Consider the following 16469-nt stretch of genomic DNA (forward strand, 5'->3'; position numbering starts at 1 on the left):
AAAAATCAAATTGTTATTTAATAAAAAAATGTTCATAATCTTGTTTATTAATGAAATTATTATATAATAACATAGGAGTAAATTATGGATAGAGATGAAGTTATTATATGCAAAAATGAAAGTGATATAGTTGATTCTATTATGAGAGATGAAGAAGTTATATATATAGAATCTTCTTTAGGAAAAAAAATATCTAATATCAAAAATACAGGTAAAATAGCTTGGGGGCTTCTTATAGGAGGAGTTGTAGTTGCTGTAACAGCAATCATATCTTCCAAAACTTTAAGTAAGGGAAAAAGCGTATTAGTTTCATCATTAGCTACAATTCCTTCTTTGGGTGTAGCAATAGCTTATATTGGTTTTCCTTCAACAATATCTCTTCTTCAGATTATGATAGATTCTTATAAAAAAAATGATGGTATTAATGGTGCTAAGAATATAGTTTTAGCTTTAAGAAATAATTATTATATTGCCGAGTTTGACAGAGAAAAGATGACATTAAAAAAAGTTTCTAATACTGAAGAAGTAAAAGAAGTGAAAATATCAGAAATAAAAAGTTAATTATTTAAAGGCAATTTATCTATAGTTTCTATTTTCCATTTAGAAGATTCGTATACTAAAGTTATATAATAGTAGGTAGGGCTTAATTTTGTATTTCTTATAATATAGCTTCCTCTATCATTTTGATTAGCTTCTGCTGTTATATAATTTATCGTAGCAGAATATTCTCCGTCTTCTAATGAGAGCATGTTTTTAATAGAATCATTATTGTTTAGTATTATGTCTTCTAATGAAGATATATTTTCCATATTAGAGTTTTTTTCTATCCAGTTTATATTTTCATTAATTATTTCGTTTTTCATATCTGTGTAAAAAGAAAACAAACTCTCTTTTTTTATAGTGTTAATATCATCAAGACAAGATATAGTAAATAGGCTTATTATTATTAAAATGATTTTTTTCATTTGTTATCCTTAAATATTTATTTTTTAATTAAAAAAGTTAATAGTTAAAATATTCCATTTATCATTTAAATATATTCCTACAATTTCAATAGAGTTTTTAGAAATTTTATTAAATGAAGGATATTCTATTTGTGCTATTTTTATATCCTTATATTCTCTATATGTTATAGCTACATCATAATATCCGCCGTCTCTAGGCAAATAATTACAAAGAGCCTCTTCATCATCTGAAAATATTCTCTGATATATAGAAGCCCTGTTTTTTATAGATTCTATAATATCTGCAGTTGTAAGCTCATATAATACATACATCTCATTTATTTTTTCTACAGTATTTTCATCGAGATTAGTAACAATGTTTGATGTAAACTCCAAAGTATCTTTTGCAGATATTAATGTTGATATATACTTTTCAAACATATAAGCACCATATTCTGAATCTTCTTTATATTCTTTTTTGCAAGATGCAAGTATAAAAATAGTTATTATAATTAATAAAAACTTTTTATTCATTTTAATATAGTCCTTTTAATTTTATTGTTGTATATTGTACTAAAAAATCTGCCATATCATAAAGCGATACTATAAAATGAACAGCATTATTTTCTATAGCACTTTTAGGCATACCAAATATAGTGCTTGTAGTTTTATCTTGTGCGATAGTGAGATTTTTGTTGTTGTATAAATTAATCATTCCTTCAGTGCCGTCATTGCCCATACCTGTCATTATTACTGCTATTGCTTGATCTTTTAAATTATCATTAATTGTATTAAATAAATAATTAATTGATGGAGTATAAGGTAAGTCTGTTTTTAAATCTTCTCTTAATTTTATTTTTATATTATTATCATCTAAATATATACCCATATTATTTTCTCCGGGGCAAATATATACAAAACCAGCTTTAACTTCTTCATTATCCTCTGCTTCTTTAACTATAATTTGCGATACATCATTTAAACCTTTTGCCAGAGAAGATGAAAAATCTTTTGGTATATGCTGAGATATAAGTATTGGTATTGGGAAGTTTTTTGGTATGGCTGGTATTAATATTCTTAAGGCTTTTGGACCTCCTGTAGATATTCCTATTGCTAAAAGTTTTGGATTTTTAAAATCAGAATAATTTATTTTATTTATTGTATCATTAAGCCTATTTATATGATATGGAAAAGTGTTTATTGTATTTTTGGGCATAACAATTTTTTTTAATAAATGTTCTTTTATAAGTTCATCTATTTTTATTTCATTTATTTCTTCTTGTTTGTTTTTTTTATTTGTTATGGTATTTAATATTTCTTTTTCTATATATTCTATATTTATATTTTTATTTATAATTTTAAATGCACCTAAGTTGATTAATCTATTATTGAAATCATCGTTTTTATCTGTAGTTGATAATACTATTATTTTAGTATTTATATTATCTTTTTTTAATAGCCTAAGAATCTCAGATGCACTCATAAGCGGTAAATTAAACTCAATGAATGCAAAATCTATTTTATTATTTATTATAGTTTTGTATGCATCTATGCCGTTATTTACAATATTTATTATTTTTACAGTAGGATTTTTTAGAAGTATTTTTTTTATATTATCAGAAATTTCTTTGGAATCTTCTGCTATTAATACATTGATAAATAATCCCATAATACACCAAAATTATTTATTATTTTTTTCATCTTCCTCTATAATTTCATTTAAAGTATTATATATTTCTGAAGTACTTTGATCGAATATGCTTTGAGTGTTTTCTTCTTTTTTATTTATATCGTAAATATGTTTTTCATTGTCTATTGTATATTTAATATCTTTTTTATTGTTTTTTAGTTTAGTTTTTTTAATTTGGTTGTATATTTTATCTTTTATTTTTTTATAAATATTTTTGATAACATTGCTTAACTTTATGATAAATAAAGCAATAATTCCAATAAAACATAATACAACAAACCATTCACCAAATCTAGTGTATATTGTAATATTATCATTTAAAGCAACATTAGCAATCATATAATCAGGTTTCCAAAAAGGAAGAGTAGATATCACCTTTCCGCTGCTTGATATATGACCAGTTACGCCAGAGTTTCCATTATGTACTATATCTCTTCTGTTTTCTATTGCTCTAAATACAGACATATAAAAGTGCTGAAGTAACGAATTATCGCTATAAGACCAAGCATCTTCTGTAATAACGGCTATAGTTTCTGCTCCATAATATGCAAACTGTCTTACAAAATCACCAAAAGCACTTTCATAACATATTATACCAGAGAATCTATAACCATTTGGATGTTCAAATACAGATATTTTATCACCTATCTCCCATCTGCTTGCACCTGCTTTATCAAACTGCTCATATATAAGAGCTATAATATTTTTAAATGGGAAAGTGTTTAAAAGAAACTTATTATTTTGAAAAGGATAAGCCTCTCCTCCGGGAACAAGTTTTATTTTTTTGTAATCATCAACAATATTTCCTTGCTCATTTATAAATGCTATTCCATTATAGTATTTATAAGGATTGTATGCATTTTTATTAGTATTTTCTTCTATAATTGTTGTACCAAGTAAATGATGAGTTTGCGTATCTCTTATTGTACTATATAAAAGATATGTATTATAAATTGCAGGATATGTAGAGTTAGAAGCCATACCATATCTGAACATCTCTTCATAACGTGATAAATAATAGTTGTATGAATCCATTGTTACAGATTCAGGGTATACTATTAGAGAAGGTTTTGACAATGCTGCGTCGGTTGCTAATTTGCATATTCTCTTTACAGATATAGTGCTGTTTTGAGTATATCCGTCTGGTTTCTCTTCACTTTGGAATTTTTCTGATTTTAATAAAAACCTTTCAGCAAGTCCCTGTATACCGGGAGAGTTTCTTTTATAAGGCTCTCCTGTGTATATGCTGTTCCAAGGAATATTAGGGTCAAAAGATTTTTGTATGAGAGCCATTTTTGTTTTAGGCATAGAAACTCTTTTTGCTTCTACATAATTTACTTTTATAAAACCGTATATTAAAACAATAAAAAATACTGCTGCAGTTGCTATGGCTGGTATAAAAATCTTTTTGTTAGATATTTTTTTATTATTTTTCACACTCTCAGATTTTTCTACGTACAATATTAAATAATGAGTAATAACAGCATTAGATAAATAAATCAAAAAACTTATGCCAAGCACACCTATAGTATCAGCTATTTGTATAAATGGAATAAAGTTCCACTGAGAATATCCTATAATACCCCAAGGAAAACCTAAATATCCAACATTTCTCATATATTCCATAACAGTAAAAACAGCAGGCACTATTAAAAATCTTATATTAGGAAAAGCTTTTGAAAGATAACCACTTACTATCATAGCAGGGAAATAAAAGAGCAGTGTAAGTAAAAATAATATTGTAAATAAAGCTAAAAAAGAAACAGCAGCCTCTGTCTCTTTAAGCATAAATGCTGCTACCCAAACAAGCAAATAACCAAAAAACACTATTACAAATAAAAAAGAAGATAATACATAATATCTAATTTTATCTGCTTTGTATATAATAATATTTAAAGGAAATAGAGCTATAAATGCCACAGGGAAAAAATTAAGAGGCGGAAAAGCCAAAGTTAAAAGCATGGCAGCCGAAATGCTCAATATAATTATTCCATAAGTATACGAATTGCTTTTATTAGTCACTTTCATAATTTCCTAATTTTTTTGTATATATTATATTGTATAATGCTAAAAATATCAAAATATTTATAAGATTTAATATTTACCATTTCAAAACAAACTCAGTATAAAGCTCTCCGTCTTTAATAGATTTAGTTATCTTTAAAGAAGATTTAACGTGTGTAATAGAGCCTAATAGCAAAGAAGACCAAGCCATTAAAGATAGTTCTAATATTTCAGGGTTTCCTGTGAAGTTTTTCATATGAACTACCAATAATCTTTTTCTACTTTTAATAACTTCAAGTTTAACAGGGTCATGTATCTCTTTAAATACTACCTCAGCTACATAACGTAAAATATAATATCTAGGCACAAATAATAATATTACATTGAAGTATTTCGGTACAAGTCTATGATAATGGTATTCAGCAATATCTCTTATACCAGCATTATCACCATCATAAAATAAATCACATACAAGTTTATGAGGGTTATGGAAACCAGCCATAAAAGGATACCATTCTTTTGCTGATATATCATTTTTAAATATTAATGAAGAAGAAGGCTCCATAGCAGTAATCCATCTTTGATAACCATCCTCTCCAAATTTCTCTCTTACAAAATCTTTTAATATTATTAAAGACACTCCTCTTACTCTTTGTGTTGTTGCTCCTGAAGAAGCTTTTGTATTTATAGTATATTTTGATATTTCATTATCCAAATCTGTTAATATTTTATTGTTATCATTTGCAAATTTGTTCATTGTATTGGCATAAATAGAAAGCTCATTAGAGTTAGAATATATTTTATCAATATCTTCGTATATAGCATTTGATGTAGTTCTAAGCTTAGTCATAGACTTAGAAGCACTAACAGATAAAGTATTTAAAGTGTTAATATTGTTTTTTATATCGCCCAATTTGCTTGCTACGTTAATGTATTGCTTTTTAATATTTTCACTTGAACTAGATATTGTAGTAATTGAATTAACAATTTCATTAATGGCTTTTAATTGTTCAACAGAAGAGTTGTGTACGCTTCCCATTATCTCTGTAACTTCTTGTACATCTCTAGCCAAAGTATCAAATTGTGCGGTAGATTCTGTTAAATCATTACTTGTTACTATAATTTTTTCTTCTATTGTTTGTAATACTTTATTTGCATTATCAGCCTGCTCATTTGAAACTTCTGATAATTTTCTTATCTCTTCAGCAACTACTGCAAAACCAGAACTATATTTACCAGCATGTGCTGCTTCAATGGCAGCATTCATAGCAAGTAAGTTTGTTTGATGTGCTATGTTTCTTATAGAACTTACGAAATTCGATATAAAACCTAAAGCATTTCTTAAATCGCTTGTTGCTGTTGATGTAGCTTGCATTTTCTCTTTACTTTTCATAGAAGCTATATGTAAGTCTTTTGCCTTATTAGAAGCATTAAATATAATATTATCTATGCCTTCTATTGTTTTAGACATTTGTTCTACAGATACTGATATTTGCTCTATACTATCTCCTTCTTTTATTATTTTTTCTTGAAGGTCTTTTGTATCTCTGTCTATTTCATCTATATTGTTGGAGTTAATACCTATGTATTCCAAAATATTTTTATTGCTGTTTTCTACTATCTCTAAATTGTTTAATTCTTCATTAATATTGGTTTTTATGTTTTCTATAGAGTCATTTATATTATTTATTATATCTGCATTTGAAGATATTTGATTGGTAAATCTGTCACTTTGTTTTTTTGATATAGATATAATTTTTTTTATGTTTGCTATAGTAGCTTGGAAATTCCCATTTAATATGCCCATCCATCTTGTAATCTCAGATACTTCATCTCCTCCAGAAAGCTCTGGTATTTCAACAGATAAATCTTTATTATCAATAGAGTCTCCTACTACATCAGATATTCTAGTTAATGATGAGAATATTAATTTTATGAAAAATCCTATTATAATAGCAGATATAACAAATACCATAATAATAGTATAAACTATAGATCTGTTCATATAACTTATCTGCGAATCATAATAAGAATTAGGTATAATCATAACAACATTTAAAGCATTAGATATACTTTTTATATAAACTCTATACTCTCTTCCAGATATATTTATATTTTCTGTTACAATTTCATCTTTAGCTAAATTTGAATTAAATAATTGATAATAAACAGGATAAATTATATCTAATTTACTTTTATTTAATCTACTATCTCTAGAATTAATAATAGTTAAATCATTTTTATCAATAACTAATAATTCAGATGAATTTATATCAAATATATTGTTTATTTCACTGCTGTTAGTATAATCAAAAAATAAGGCCACATTTGCAACACCAATAGTAGTATCATTTTCAACAATAGTTTTAGATATATTAAATAATGTTGTATTAAACATAGAAGATAAAAAAGTTTTATAATACGTGTCTGTAGGAGAGTATGTATTTAGATTGCTCCATATTCCATTTACATCATTAGTAATAATTGTAAAATTGCTTGTTTTTGTATCAATGTTGTATGATTTAGGAAGTTCATTAAATGCTAGAGTATAATTTGGTATAAACAAAATGCTTAATACTCTATTAATATATGGATTTGATTCGTTAACATTTTCAATTAAAAAGTTGGAGGCATTATCATTTAAGTATGTATCAGTTCTTTTATCTGCTGTATTGAATGTTAGGGCTGATCTGTAGGATAATTTATTGACTTCTTCTTGGGCTGCGTAGAACTTATTTTCAAAATTATTAGCTATTATTTTGAAATTATTATTCATATTATCATCTATTACTTTGTAGAAAGTTTCTATATTAAGGTTGCTGCTTAAGAAATTAGAACTAATAGCAACAAAAGCCATTACAGCAAATATCATTAAAGTGATACGAAGTCTTATACTCATTTTTTAAAATGCTCCTACTATATTACTATTAATGTCGGAATAACTAAATGTATTTTTTAGCATTATACAATATTTAATTATACAATACTTAAATTAAAAAAGCGATATCCATAAATATGAATACCGCTTTGTTTATTGTATTTTTAAAAAAATGTTTTATACACCCATTCTATTTATTACCACATCTAGAAGCTGATCCATCACACTTACAACCCTCGCAGAAGCATTATATCCATGCTGATACATTGCCATTTGTGCTACTTCTTCATCTAAGTTAACCCCAGAAACAGATTGTCTTAACTTTTCAAGATATTCCATAACAATAGTTTGTTTTTCGCTTTCGGAATTTGCTGTTTCTGTTCTTGAAGCTATTTGAGCAATACTTCCAGTGTAGAAATCATTAAATGTAGATTTACTGTCTACCATTATTTCTTTATTTTTCAAATTAGCTATAGCCAAAGCATTAGAGCCATCACCAATTCCGTTCCATTTATCATTGAAACCATTACCAGTAGTGTCTATACCTTTTGAAGCTGCTATATAATTAATATCATTTCTTATTATATCGTTTACACTAATTGCAGCTGCAGGGTGTTTTTCTGGTGTTACAGTAAAGTTTCTAAAATCTCCAGCCAATTGATTAACCTGATTTGTAGCCTGCCAATTATAAGCACCATTAGCTCCGGATTGATTTAATACACCAGATATACCAACCAAAAAATCTCCAGAATCTTCTATATGCTTAATAAAGTATGAAGGCTTAATATAATCATCAAAACCCTTAGCTTTTAATACAAGTCTGTTATTATCATCTAAATAAGCTGATACATTAGCATCACTTGAGTTTATTTTGTCTATTAATTCTCCAACTTTCATTTGTGCAGTATAATCTATAGCAACATCAGCACCCTCTCTTGTTTTGCTTCCAAACACCAATGTTCCAGAGCTTCCTATACTATCATTAACATTAACGCTGTTTACACCGCTTACCTTAAACATTATAGTAGAATCTTCTGTGCCGTCATTATTTAAATCATAGTTTCCTATTACAGAAGGAGTTTGTTTAGTCATAGTAAAGAAATCAATTCCTGTTTCCTGATTTAAACCAAAACCGCTTCTATGTATTTCGTTTACTCCGTCAGCTAAATTCATAGCTAAAGTATCTAAATCATTTATAGCATCAACAGTGTCTATATCTCTAAGCTCTAATAAAGCCTTTAATTCTCCGCCTTCCAAATTAAGCTGTACATGGTCATTTTCCCAATAAACATCAAACATACCCTCATTGAGAGCACTTCTCTCTAAAGTTAATTTGTTTACAACATTTCCCTGTATTAATGAGCGACTTCCTATATAAATCATAGTCTCATCAGGGTCAATAGATTTTATATCAACGTTAGCCAAAGAAGATAATTCATCTAATAATAAATCTCTTTTGTCTAATAAATCATTAGGGCTTTGTCCCAATGCTTCTTGTTTTACTATAGCAGTATTTAAACTTCTAATAGAGTTAGCTATGTCATTAATTCTATTAACTTTGCTTTCTACAAGAGAGTTTAAATTGTTTCTCATAGAATCCATTTGATTATACATCTGATTAAATGAGTTATTTATTCTGTCAGCCCTCTCTACCAAAGTCATTCTTGTTCCTCTTTCGGTAGGGTTGATACTCATCTCCTGCCAAGCATCCCAGAATGCATCCAAATCATTTCTCAAATTATATTCACCGGGCTCATTATATATTGCCTCTAATTGCTGTAAATAATTATTTTTTGTCTTCCAATAACCATCGCTTCCAAGTTCTACCATTATTTTTGAATCTATAAATTTATCTCTTAATCTTTCTATTGTAGCTATTTCAGCACCTTGACCTATTTGTCCTGCACGTTCTGCTCTATTTAAACTAGGCTCTTCTAAAGGTTTATCGAATGTACGCATTACTACTCTTTGTCTGCTGTATCCTTTAGTGGCTACATTATTTATATTATGTCCTGTTACTTCTAAAGCTGTTTTGAAGTTTTGAAGGGATCTTTTACCTAATTCTATGCCAAAAAATGAGCTTGTTGACATTATTATGCTCCTTAATAAATAGTTTACTGCTAATACTTTATTTATCGTAAGTTTTTAATTTTTAATTAGTTTTTTTTGTCGTTATTGTAACGCAAGGTAACATAATAATTATATATTATGTTAAATAGATGAGCTTAAAATGTGTTTCAAATATGGTATTTAGAAATTTATAAATGTTTGTTTTTAATAAAAAATAATAATGCTAAAAATAATTATATTAATGTATTTAATTCTTGTAGCATTCTATATGTATAGTTGATTCCATATTCATTTTATCTCTTATGTATTTTTCTAAAAGACTTACTTTGTTGTGGGCCTCTTCTACAGTCATATCTTTTGGAAAACGCATGTGAAAAGTTATTTCTGTATGGTCTCCGTATGTGTGTATATGAAAATGATGAAGATTTGAATTATCATTATTTATATTAAGTTCATTAGCAATACTGTTAATATCTTTGATAATATCTTCTGAAGGGTATTCTCCTATTAAAGGCTCTATGCTTGATTTTATAACATCGAAAGCAGCATAAAAAATTACAAGTGAAACTAGTATACTTAAAACACTGTCCATCCACCATAAATTCTTTCCTACTAATATACCAACCAATATAATTATAGAAGTAATACTGTCGCTTCTATGATGCCAAGCGTCTGCATACAATGACTTTGAACCAGATTTTCTATATCCCCAAAGTGAATACTGTGCTAGTAGCTCTTTTACTACAATAGAAATAATCATTGCAATAATAGCCATTATTGTAAAAGATGCAGTTTTTTTGTTTAGAATGTTTTTTATAGCTTCAGAAAAGAAACTATATCCTATAAATACAAGCATAATACCAACAATAAAACTAGTTATAAGCTCTATTCTTCCATGACCGAAGGGGTGTTCTTTGTCTGCTGGTTTTTTAGAGAATAGTCCTCCTATAATAACTATAATACTGCTTATGCAATCGCTTAATGAATGCCATGCATCTGCTATTATAGAAAGTGAACCTGTAAGCATTCCAACTATATACTTAAATGCAAATAATAATACATTTATAATTACAGATACTATACCTTCAATTATCATATATTTAGATTTTTTTTCATTGCTTATATTCATTGTTTTTTACCTTCATTCATTTTTTAAACTATTTTAAATATAGTGAATTTATTAAAAATATCAATAATAAAATTACATGTTAAGATTTTTTATGTGCGAAAAAATATATATTATGCCCAATAGCCCTCATTTTCTCTTCATAAAGTGTAACGCCGTATCCTTCCAAACTATGAACATAATCTTCTTCTAAAATATTTTTGAAACTATTATCCTCTTTATATATAGGGTTCATTATTTCAAGTGCATAATTGTCATCATCTGTAACAGAATAAAATATACCATCATCTTTTAAGAGTGGATGCATTTTACTTAAAAACTCTTTATTAAATATTCTTCTATGAGCATGTTTTTTCTTTGGCCAAGGGTCTGGGAAATTTAAGTATATTTTATCAAAATAGTATTTGTTTTTTATGTAATTATCTATTACATTATTAGCTTCACCAAATATAATAACGAGGTTTTTTATATCTCTTTTATAAGCTTTAGATATAGCTTTTTTAGCAGCCTTAAAAGAATATTCTATGCCTACAAAATATTTATCTTTATTATTCATGGCAAGTTCTACTATAAATTTTCCATTTCCGCTTCCTATCTCAAGTTCTAAGTTTTTATTATTGGATAGTCTTTTTTTTAGTTCTTCTACTATAATATTTTTATCTTCTGTATTAAAATCATCTATCATATAAAAATTAAGTATTTCTTGATTTAGGTTTAAACTTCTCAAACTAACAAACTCCTCATAATTTTCTTTGAATGATATATTAATTAATCTTTATGTCAATATATAAAGAGTTGAATAAATAATTATAACGCACGGTAAGCGAAGTTTATTATTTAATAAATTTTGCATGTTAATCAATTTAGCAATAAAATTTTGTTCAACGTGAGGTTAATATGCTGTAAATTTAAAAAACGCTAGGGTGGGTATTTATAGTTACAGTATAAATAAAAAAGAAAAGTAATACAAAATAGCAGATAATTTAAAAAGCCTAGAGGGTGGGGAATGTGAATAAAATTTAAAACTTTACTTACGTACCCCGCCCTTTATTTTTTATATAATATTTTGAAATTTTAATTTAAATTATTTTTATTGATTAATTAGAAATGTTAACACCCGCCCATGTTATTATTAGATTGTGAATCTATTTAACGCACGGTGAGCAAGTTTTGTTATTTAATAAATTTTGCATTGTTAATTAATTTAGAGATAAAATTTCATTTATCGTGCGGGGGAGAATTTTTTATTAATTTATAAATTAGAATAAAGCTTTCATTGCTATATAATATCTTCCGTCTGTAGAGCCTTGAAAACCAAAATAAACAGGGTCAAATTTTACATAAGCACTATATTCTAAACAAAATAAATCTTTATTGTTATTAAGTCTATTTCTTTCATCATCGTGTTTAACAGGTATATAAAACAAAGGACGTATAGCAATATTAAGCATTTTCCATTCAAGCCCTAATTCAAACCTTAAATAATGAGCATCATTGTCTCTCCAAGTATACTCCCCAAGCATATTAAGCCAAAGTTCATTATTCAAGAAAGGTACTCTTCCCATAGCATAAAGCTGTATTATATGATGAGTATAATTGTTTTCTAAACTGTAATTAATATTGTCAAAAGCTTCTGGAGAGAGGGAAGATTTTTTATTGTACTGATATAAAAATTGTAATTTAAAATAATCAGCATTGATTTTAAAAACTGCAGCCAAAGGAGAAGAGTTTTCAGTAAAACCTTGTGAATAAGAAAGCTCATAATAATGACCAATAATACCAGTTCTAAACCCCATAGCATTGTTTATTCTTGGTAAATACCAATGAGGAACATCTTCAAAACTTTCTGTAGAGCTATCAACCACAGAAGGCAAAAGCATAAAAGTAGATTCATTAATATCATTAACAGCCCTCATTCTAAATGATAATAAAAGCCTTGTTAATGTTACAGTTTCTATACCAGCATCATAAACCTCTATGTTTCCATTAGCTTTCACTTTTCCATTTTCACTAAATACATTTAATTTGCTTGAAAGTGTTACAAAAGGAGTTGCTGAAAATATCCAATCATAATGAAAACTTTTACCCACAGAAAGATACATGTTAGGCATAGAAAAATAACCGTTTTTTAAATTAGCTTGTATAACTGTGTTCATATGAATCTCTATAGTTGATAGTTCATATAATAATCTAGAAGAGAAAATTCTAGGGTCTGGATTATCTCTCTTATAGCTTTCATGTATATAGTCATAAGGTATATATGATGTAGTAGGTCTAATAGGCTCTAAACCTATATATGGCCAAACATTTATTATGCCTTTTAATAATTCCTGCTCTTTTTCAGAATATGGAGATTGTGCGTAGAGTGCTAAACAATTAAGAATGAGAATAAATATTAGTTTTTTCATTATATATGTTTTAGTAATTTTTATTTTATTTGTTCAATTCTATCATATAAATAAAAAATTGACAATTGCATTATATGTGATATAATTTTTACATTATGTTATGGGGGGCTGAAAGTGAAAGAATTTAGTGTATTGGAAAACAAAGTAAAAGAATTATTAGAAGAGTGGAAGATTCTTTCTGCAGAAAAAAGTGCTTTACATAAAAATATCAAAGAGCTTCTTTTAGAAAAAGAAAATCTTCAAAATAATATAAATGAATTACAAACACAATTGCAATCAATAAGAGAAGATAAAACTATATTAGAAACAGATAAAAGAAATATCAATGATAATTATAATTCTCTAAAAGAAGAAAGAGATAATATATTAAGAGAAAAAGAAAATCTATTAAAAGAATTAGAAGTTACAAAAATAGAAAGAGATAGCCTTAAAACAAATATAGAAAGGTTTGAAAAAGATTGTTTAACTCTTATGGAAGAAAATGATAATCTTAAAAAAGAACTTCAAACTATAAGCAATAATATAGATAATATCAAAAAAGAAAATGAAGAAGTTCAAAGCAGTGTATTTAGTTTAATCAGTAAAATAGATAAGGCTATGATAGATGATAATATATCTAGTAAATTAAATGCAGATAATAATATCACTGATTTGGATATTAAAAAAATTAAAGAAAGCATAGAACAGAGCTATACTTCAGAAAATAGCATAGAAGATAAAGAAGAGGAATTAGAAGAATTAAAATCAAATATTGTTGAAGAAAGTTTAACTAGTGAAGTAGAAGAGAATATTCAATCAGCTAATACTCAAAAAGAAGAGTCTAATAATTATAATAATGTTCATAGTGTTGCTAATGTGAAAGTTAATGAAGATGAGGATCCTTTTTCTAGTGCTTATGATGCAAGTTGGGATTCAGATATAGAAAATAATAATGATAAAACAGAAATTATTGAAGAGGAATATAAAGAAGTAAGTCATCAAGATAATAATTCTTCTTATGATTTTGATGTTAATGAAGAAGATCAATATATGTTTGGTGATGATGATGAGGAAGATTTCTTCTTTGATGATGATTCTAAATAATAACAATAATTAGGAAGTATTATGGGAAGCAATTTAGAAGTTAATATATTTGGAAGAAGTTTAAATATAAAATATAATGAAGAGAATGTTGAATATTTAAAAGAATTAGCCTCATTTGTTAATGAAAGTATGCAAGAGATATCAGAGATTTATGGGGATAAGCAGCCAAGAGATGTTATAGCTATACTTGCTTGCCTTAATATTGCTGATGCTTTTAAAAGAGAATCAAAAAACACTAAAGCTGGAGAGGATACTTTATCGGCTTTTAAAGAGAGCATAGCATCAAGGTCTAATGAACTTATTAGACTTATAAATGAAGTAACATTAAAAGAATAAATAAAAAAATTAATAAAAAATCATAATTATAATATATTTTATCTTTTCAAATTCTATGAAAAATATATAATGAAATCCATTTTATTATAATAAAAAAAGGAAAATTTATGGAAAAAAACTACGAATACAAACTTTCATTTATTAGTATAATCATTATAGGCTCTTATATAGCTTGTCAGATGATATCAAATATAGCAAGCGTAAAGATAGCAAATGTATTAAACTTAGCAGTAGACGGCGGTACTTTTCTCTATCCATTAGCTTTTACAATAAGAGATATGGCTCATAAAACAATAGGCAAAAAAAATACACAAAAGCTTATATTAGTATCAGCTATTATAAATATATTTAGCCCAATTTATTTTTATATAGTATCGAATATACCAGCAGACAGCAGCTGGCAATTTAATGAAGCTTTTCAATTAACGTTAAGCCCAGTGCTTAGAATAGCAATAGCATCAATAGTAGGCTCTACAATAGCAGAATTAGTTGATACTGAGATATATCATTTCTTTGTAACAAAAATAACTAAAAGATATCAATGGCTTAGAGTGTTAATTAGTAATGCTTTTAGTATACCAGTTGATAACTTGTTGTTTGTAGTGATAGCATTTTATGGGGCATTGCCTTTTGAAGCTTTAGTTGGAATATTCGTATTTAACTTCTTTGTAAAATATGCAGTAACTATTGTAAGCGTACCTATGATATATTTGGTAAAAGAAAATAAAGAGTAAATAAAAAATTATTTAAAAATTATATGGCAATAAAAAAGCTGCTCTCATTTTGAGAACAGCTTTTTCTTTTTTCAATCAATCAATAAAAATCATCATTGAACTAAGCGTAATACACCTTGAGTCATAGTGTTAGCCTGAGCAAGCATAGCTAAGTTAGTTTGACTAAGTATTTGATCTTTAGCAAATTTAACAGAAGCTTCAGCCATATCAGTATCTCTTATTCTGCTTTCAGAAGCCATAGTGTTTTCATAACCTATCATTAAACCTTGAGCAGTAAGTTCAAGTCTGTTTTGATAAGCACCAAGATTAGATCTTTGTTTAGAAACTTTCATTAAAGCTTCGTCTAATAAACCTATAGCAGTATTAGCACTATCAATAGAAGAAATAGAAAGGCTAGTACCATCATTAGCATTTTGTAAACCTAAAGCAGCAGCAGTCATAGTACCTATATAAACTCTTCTTCTTTCGTCCATATTAGCTCCCATGTGAAACCACATACTTGCAGCAGGGTTTCCGCCGGCATTAGGATCAGCAAATCTACCAGTAAGCATATTAAGAGTGTTGAATTGAGCTTGACTAGCAATACGATTAACTTCATCTACTAATTGAGAAACTTCAACTTGAATGAGCATTCTGTCATCATCGGTGTAAATACCATTAGCAGATTGTACAGCCAATTCACGAATTCTTTGTAATATGTCTTGACTTTCTTGAAGGTAGCCTTCAGTAGTTTGAATAAAAGAGATACCGTCTTGAGTATTTCTTTCAGCTTGACGTAAACCGCGAATTTGTGTACGCATTTTTTCTGATACTGCTAAACCAGAAGCATCATCTCCAGCTCTGTTAATTCTTAAACCAGAAGATAAAGAAGCCATATCTTTAGCAAGATCTACATTCCTGAATTTTAAAGTACGTTGTGCATTTACTGCACTGATATTATTATTGATGATCATTGTCATCCTCCCTGATATATTTATTCAAAAAGGCATCCGTGCCTAATTGTCAAAAAAATATTAAAGAGAATTTATGACTTTCCGAGATTTTAAACAAATTAAGGTTTTTTGGTAAGTCATAAACTCTCAAGGCATTTTTATCTGCAAATAAAAATACCTAAATATGGTTTATCAACTAATAATAAAAACGAAAGGTTCGAGACCGCCAAATCTTTGGACCTTCGTTTTTCTATATATTAATTC

General features: G+C 27.3%; 14 protein-coding genes. 4 read left to right on the forward strand and 10 right to left on the reverse strand.

Annotation, left to right across the window (positions count from 1 at the left end):
• The first annotated feature begins 84 nt into the window (after positions 1–84).
• Entirely contained in the window at positions 85–561 is a 477-nt protein-coding gene (locus GQX97_RS06220; RefSeq protein WP_157151093.1) for a hypothetical protein, read from the forward strand.
• Here GQX97_RS06220 and GQX97_RS06225 read toward each other — a convergent pair.
• From GQX97_RS06225 to GQX97_RS06265, 9 genes are all read right to left on the reverse strand, one after another.
• Positions 558–965: a hypothetical protein gene (locus GQX97_RS06225; protein WP_157151094.1), complete on the reverse strand. Its 408-nt coding sequence runs from the start codon at positions 963–965 to the stop codon at positions 558–560. The genes GQX97_RS06220 and GQX97_RS06225 overlap by 4 nt on opposite strands.
• Positions 966–989: 24 nt before the next feature.
• Entirely contained in the window at positions 990–1478 is a 489-nt protein-coding gene (locus GQX97_RS06230) for a hypothetical protein (protein ID WP_157151095.1), read from the reverse strand.
• A 1-nt stretch (position 1479) separates the two neighbouring features.
• A complete protein-coding gene (locus tag GQX97_RS06235; protein ID WP_157151096.1) occupies positions 1480–2613 on the reverse strand; it encodes a chemotaxis protein CheB in 1134 nt (377 codons plus the stop codon).
• Between the two features lie 12 nt (positions 2614–2625).
• On the reverse strand, positions 2626–4662 hold the full coding sequence (gene lnt / locus GQX97_RS06240) for an apolipoprotein N-acyltransferase (protein WP_157151097.1): 2037 nt from the start codon (positions 4660–4662) through the stop codon (positions 2626–2628).
• Positions 4663–4735: 73 nt separating this feature from the next.
• On the reverse strand, positions 4736–7537 hold the full coding sequence (locus GQX97_RS06245) for a methyl-accepting chemotaxis protein (RefSeq protein WP_157151098.1): 2802 nt from the start codon (positions 7535–7537) through the stop codon (positions 4736–4738).
• A 156-nt stretch (positions 7538–7693) separates the two neighbouring features.
• On the reverse strand, positions 7694–9607 hold the full coding sequence (gene flgK / locus GQX97_RS06250; protein WP_157151099.1) for a flagellar hook-associated protein FlgK: 1914 nt from the start codon (positions 9605–9607) through the stop codon (positions 7694–7696).
• 226 nt (positions 9608–9833) lie between these two features.
• A complete protein-coding gene (locus tag GQX97_RS06255; protein WP_157151100.1) occupies positions 9834–10715 on the reverse strand; it encodes a cation diffusion facilitator family transporter in 882 nt (293 codons plus the stop codon).
• A 79-nt stretch (positions 10716–10794) separates the two neighbouring features.
• Positions 10795–11439 carry a tRNA (guanosine(46)-N7)-methyltransferase TrmB gene (gene trmB, locus GQX97_RS06260; RefSeq protein WP_157151101.1) on the reverse strand — a complete coding sequence of 215 codons (645 nt, stop codon included), beginning with the start codon at positions 11437–11439 and terminating at the stop codon, positions 10795–10797.
• A gap of 532 nt (positions 11440–11971) precedes the next feature.
• Complete coding sequence (locus GQX97_RS06265) at positions 11972–13120, reverse strand: hypothetical protein (RefSeq protein ID WP_157151102.1); 1149 nt, start codon at positions 13118–13120, stop codon at positions 11972–11974.
• Between the two features lie 114 nt (positions 13121–13234).
• Between GQX97_RS06265 and GQX97_RS06270 the strand changes: the two genes are divergently transcribed.
• The 3 genes from GQX97_RS06270 to GQX97_RS06280 all read left to right on the forward strand — a co-directional run bounded on the left by GQX97_RS06270 (position 13235) and on the right by GQX97_RS06280 (position 15273).
• The gene (locus tag GQX97_RS06270; RefSeq protein WP_157151103.1) at positions 13235–14203 is read left to right on the forward strand and encodes a viral A-type inclusion protein; all 969 of its coding nucleotides are present in this window, start codon (positions 13235–13237) and stop codon (positions 14201–14203) included.
• A gap of 21 nt (positions 14204–14224) precedes the next feature.
• On the forward strand, positions 14225–14539 hold the full coding sequence (locus tag GQX97_RS06275) for a cell division protein ZapA (RefSeq protein ID WP_157151104.1): 315 nt from the start codon (positions 14225–14227) through the stop codon (positions 14537–14539).
• A 107-nt stretch (positions 14540–14646) separates the two neighbouring features.
• Complete coding sequence (locus GQX97_RS06280; protein ID WP_157151105.1) at positions 14647–15273, forward strand: queuosine precursor transporter; 627 nt, start codon at positions 14647–14649, stop codon at positions 15271–15273.
• A gap of 92 nt (positions 15274–15365) precedes the next feature.
• Here the strand turns inward: GQX97_RS06280 and GQX97_RS06285 are convergent, their stop codons facing one another.
• On the reverse strand, positions 15366–16226 hold the full coding sequence (locus GQX97_RS06285) for a flagellin (protein ID WP_157151106.1): 861 nt from the start codon (positions 16224–16226) through the stop codon (positions 15366–15368).
• Positions 16227–16469: the final 243 nt, after the last annotated feature.

This window comes from Brachyspira sp. SAP_772, assembly GCF_009755885.1.
Classification (GTDB): domain Bacteria; phylum Spirochaetota; class Brachyspiria; order Brachyspirales; family Brachyspiraceae; genus Brachyspira.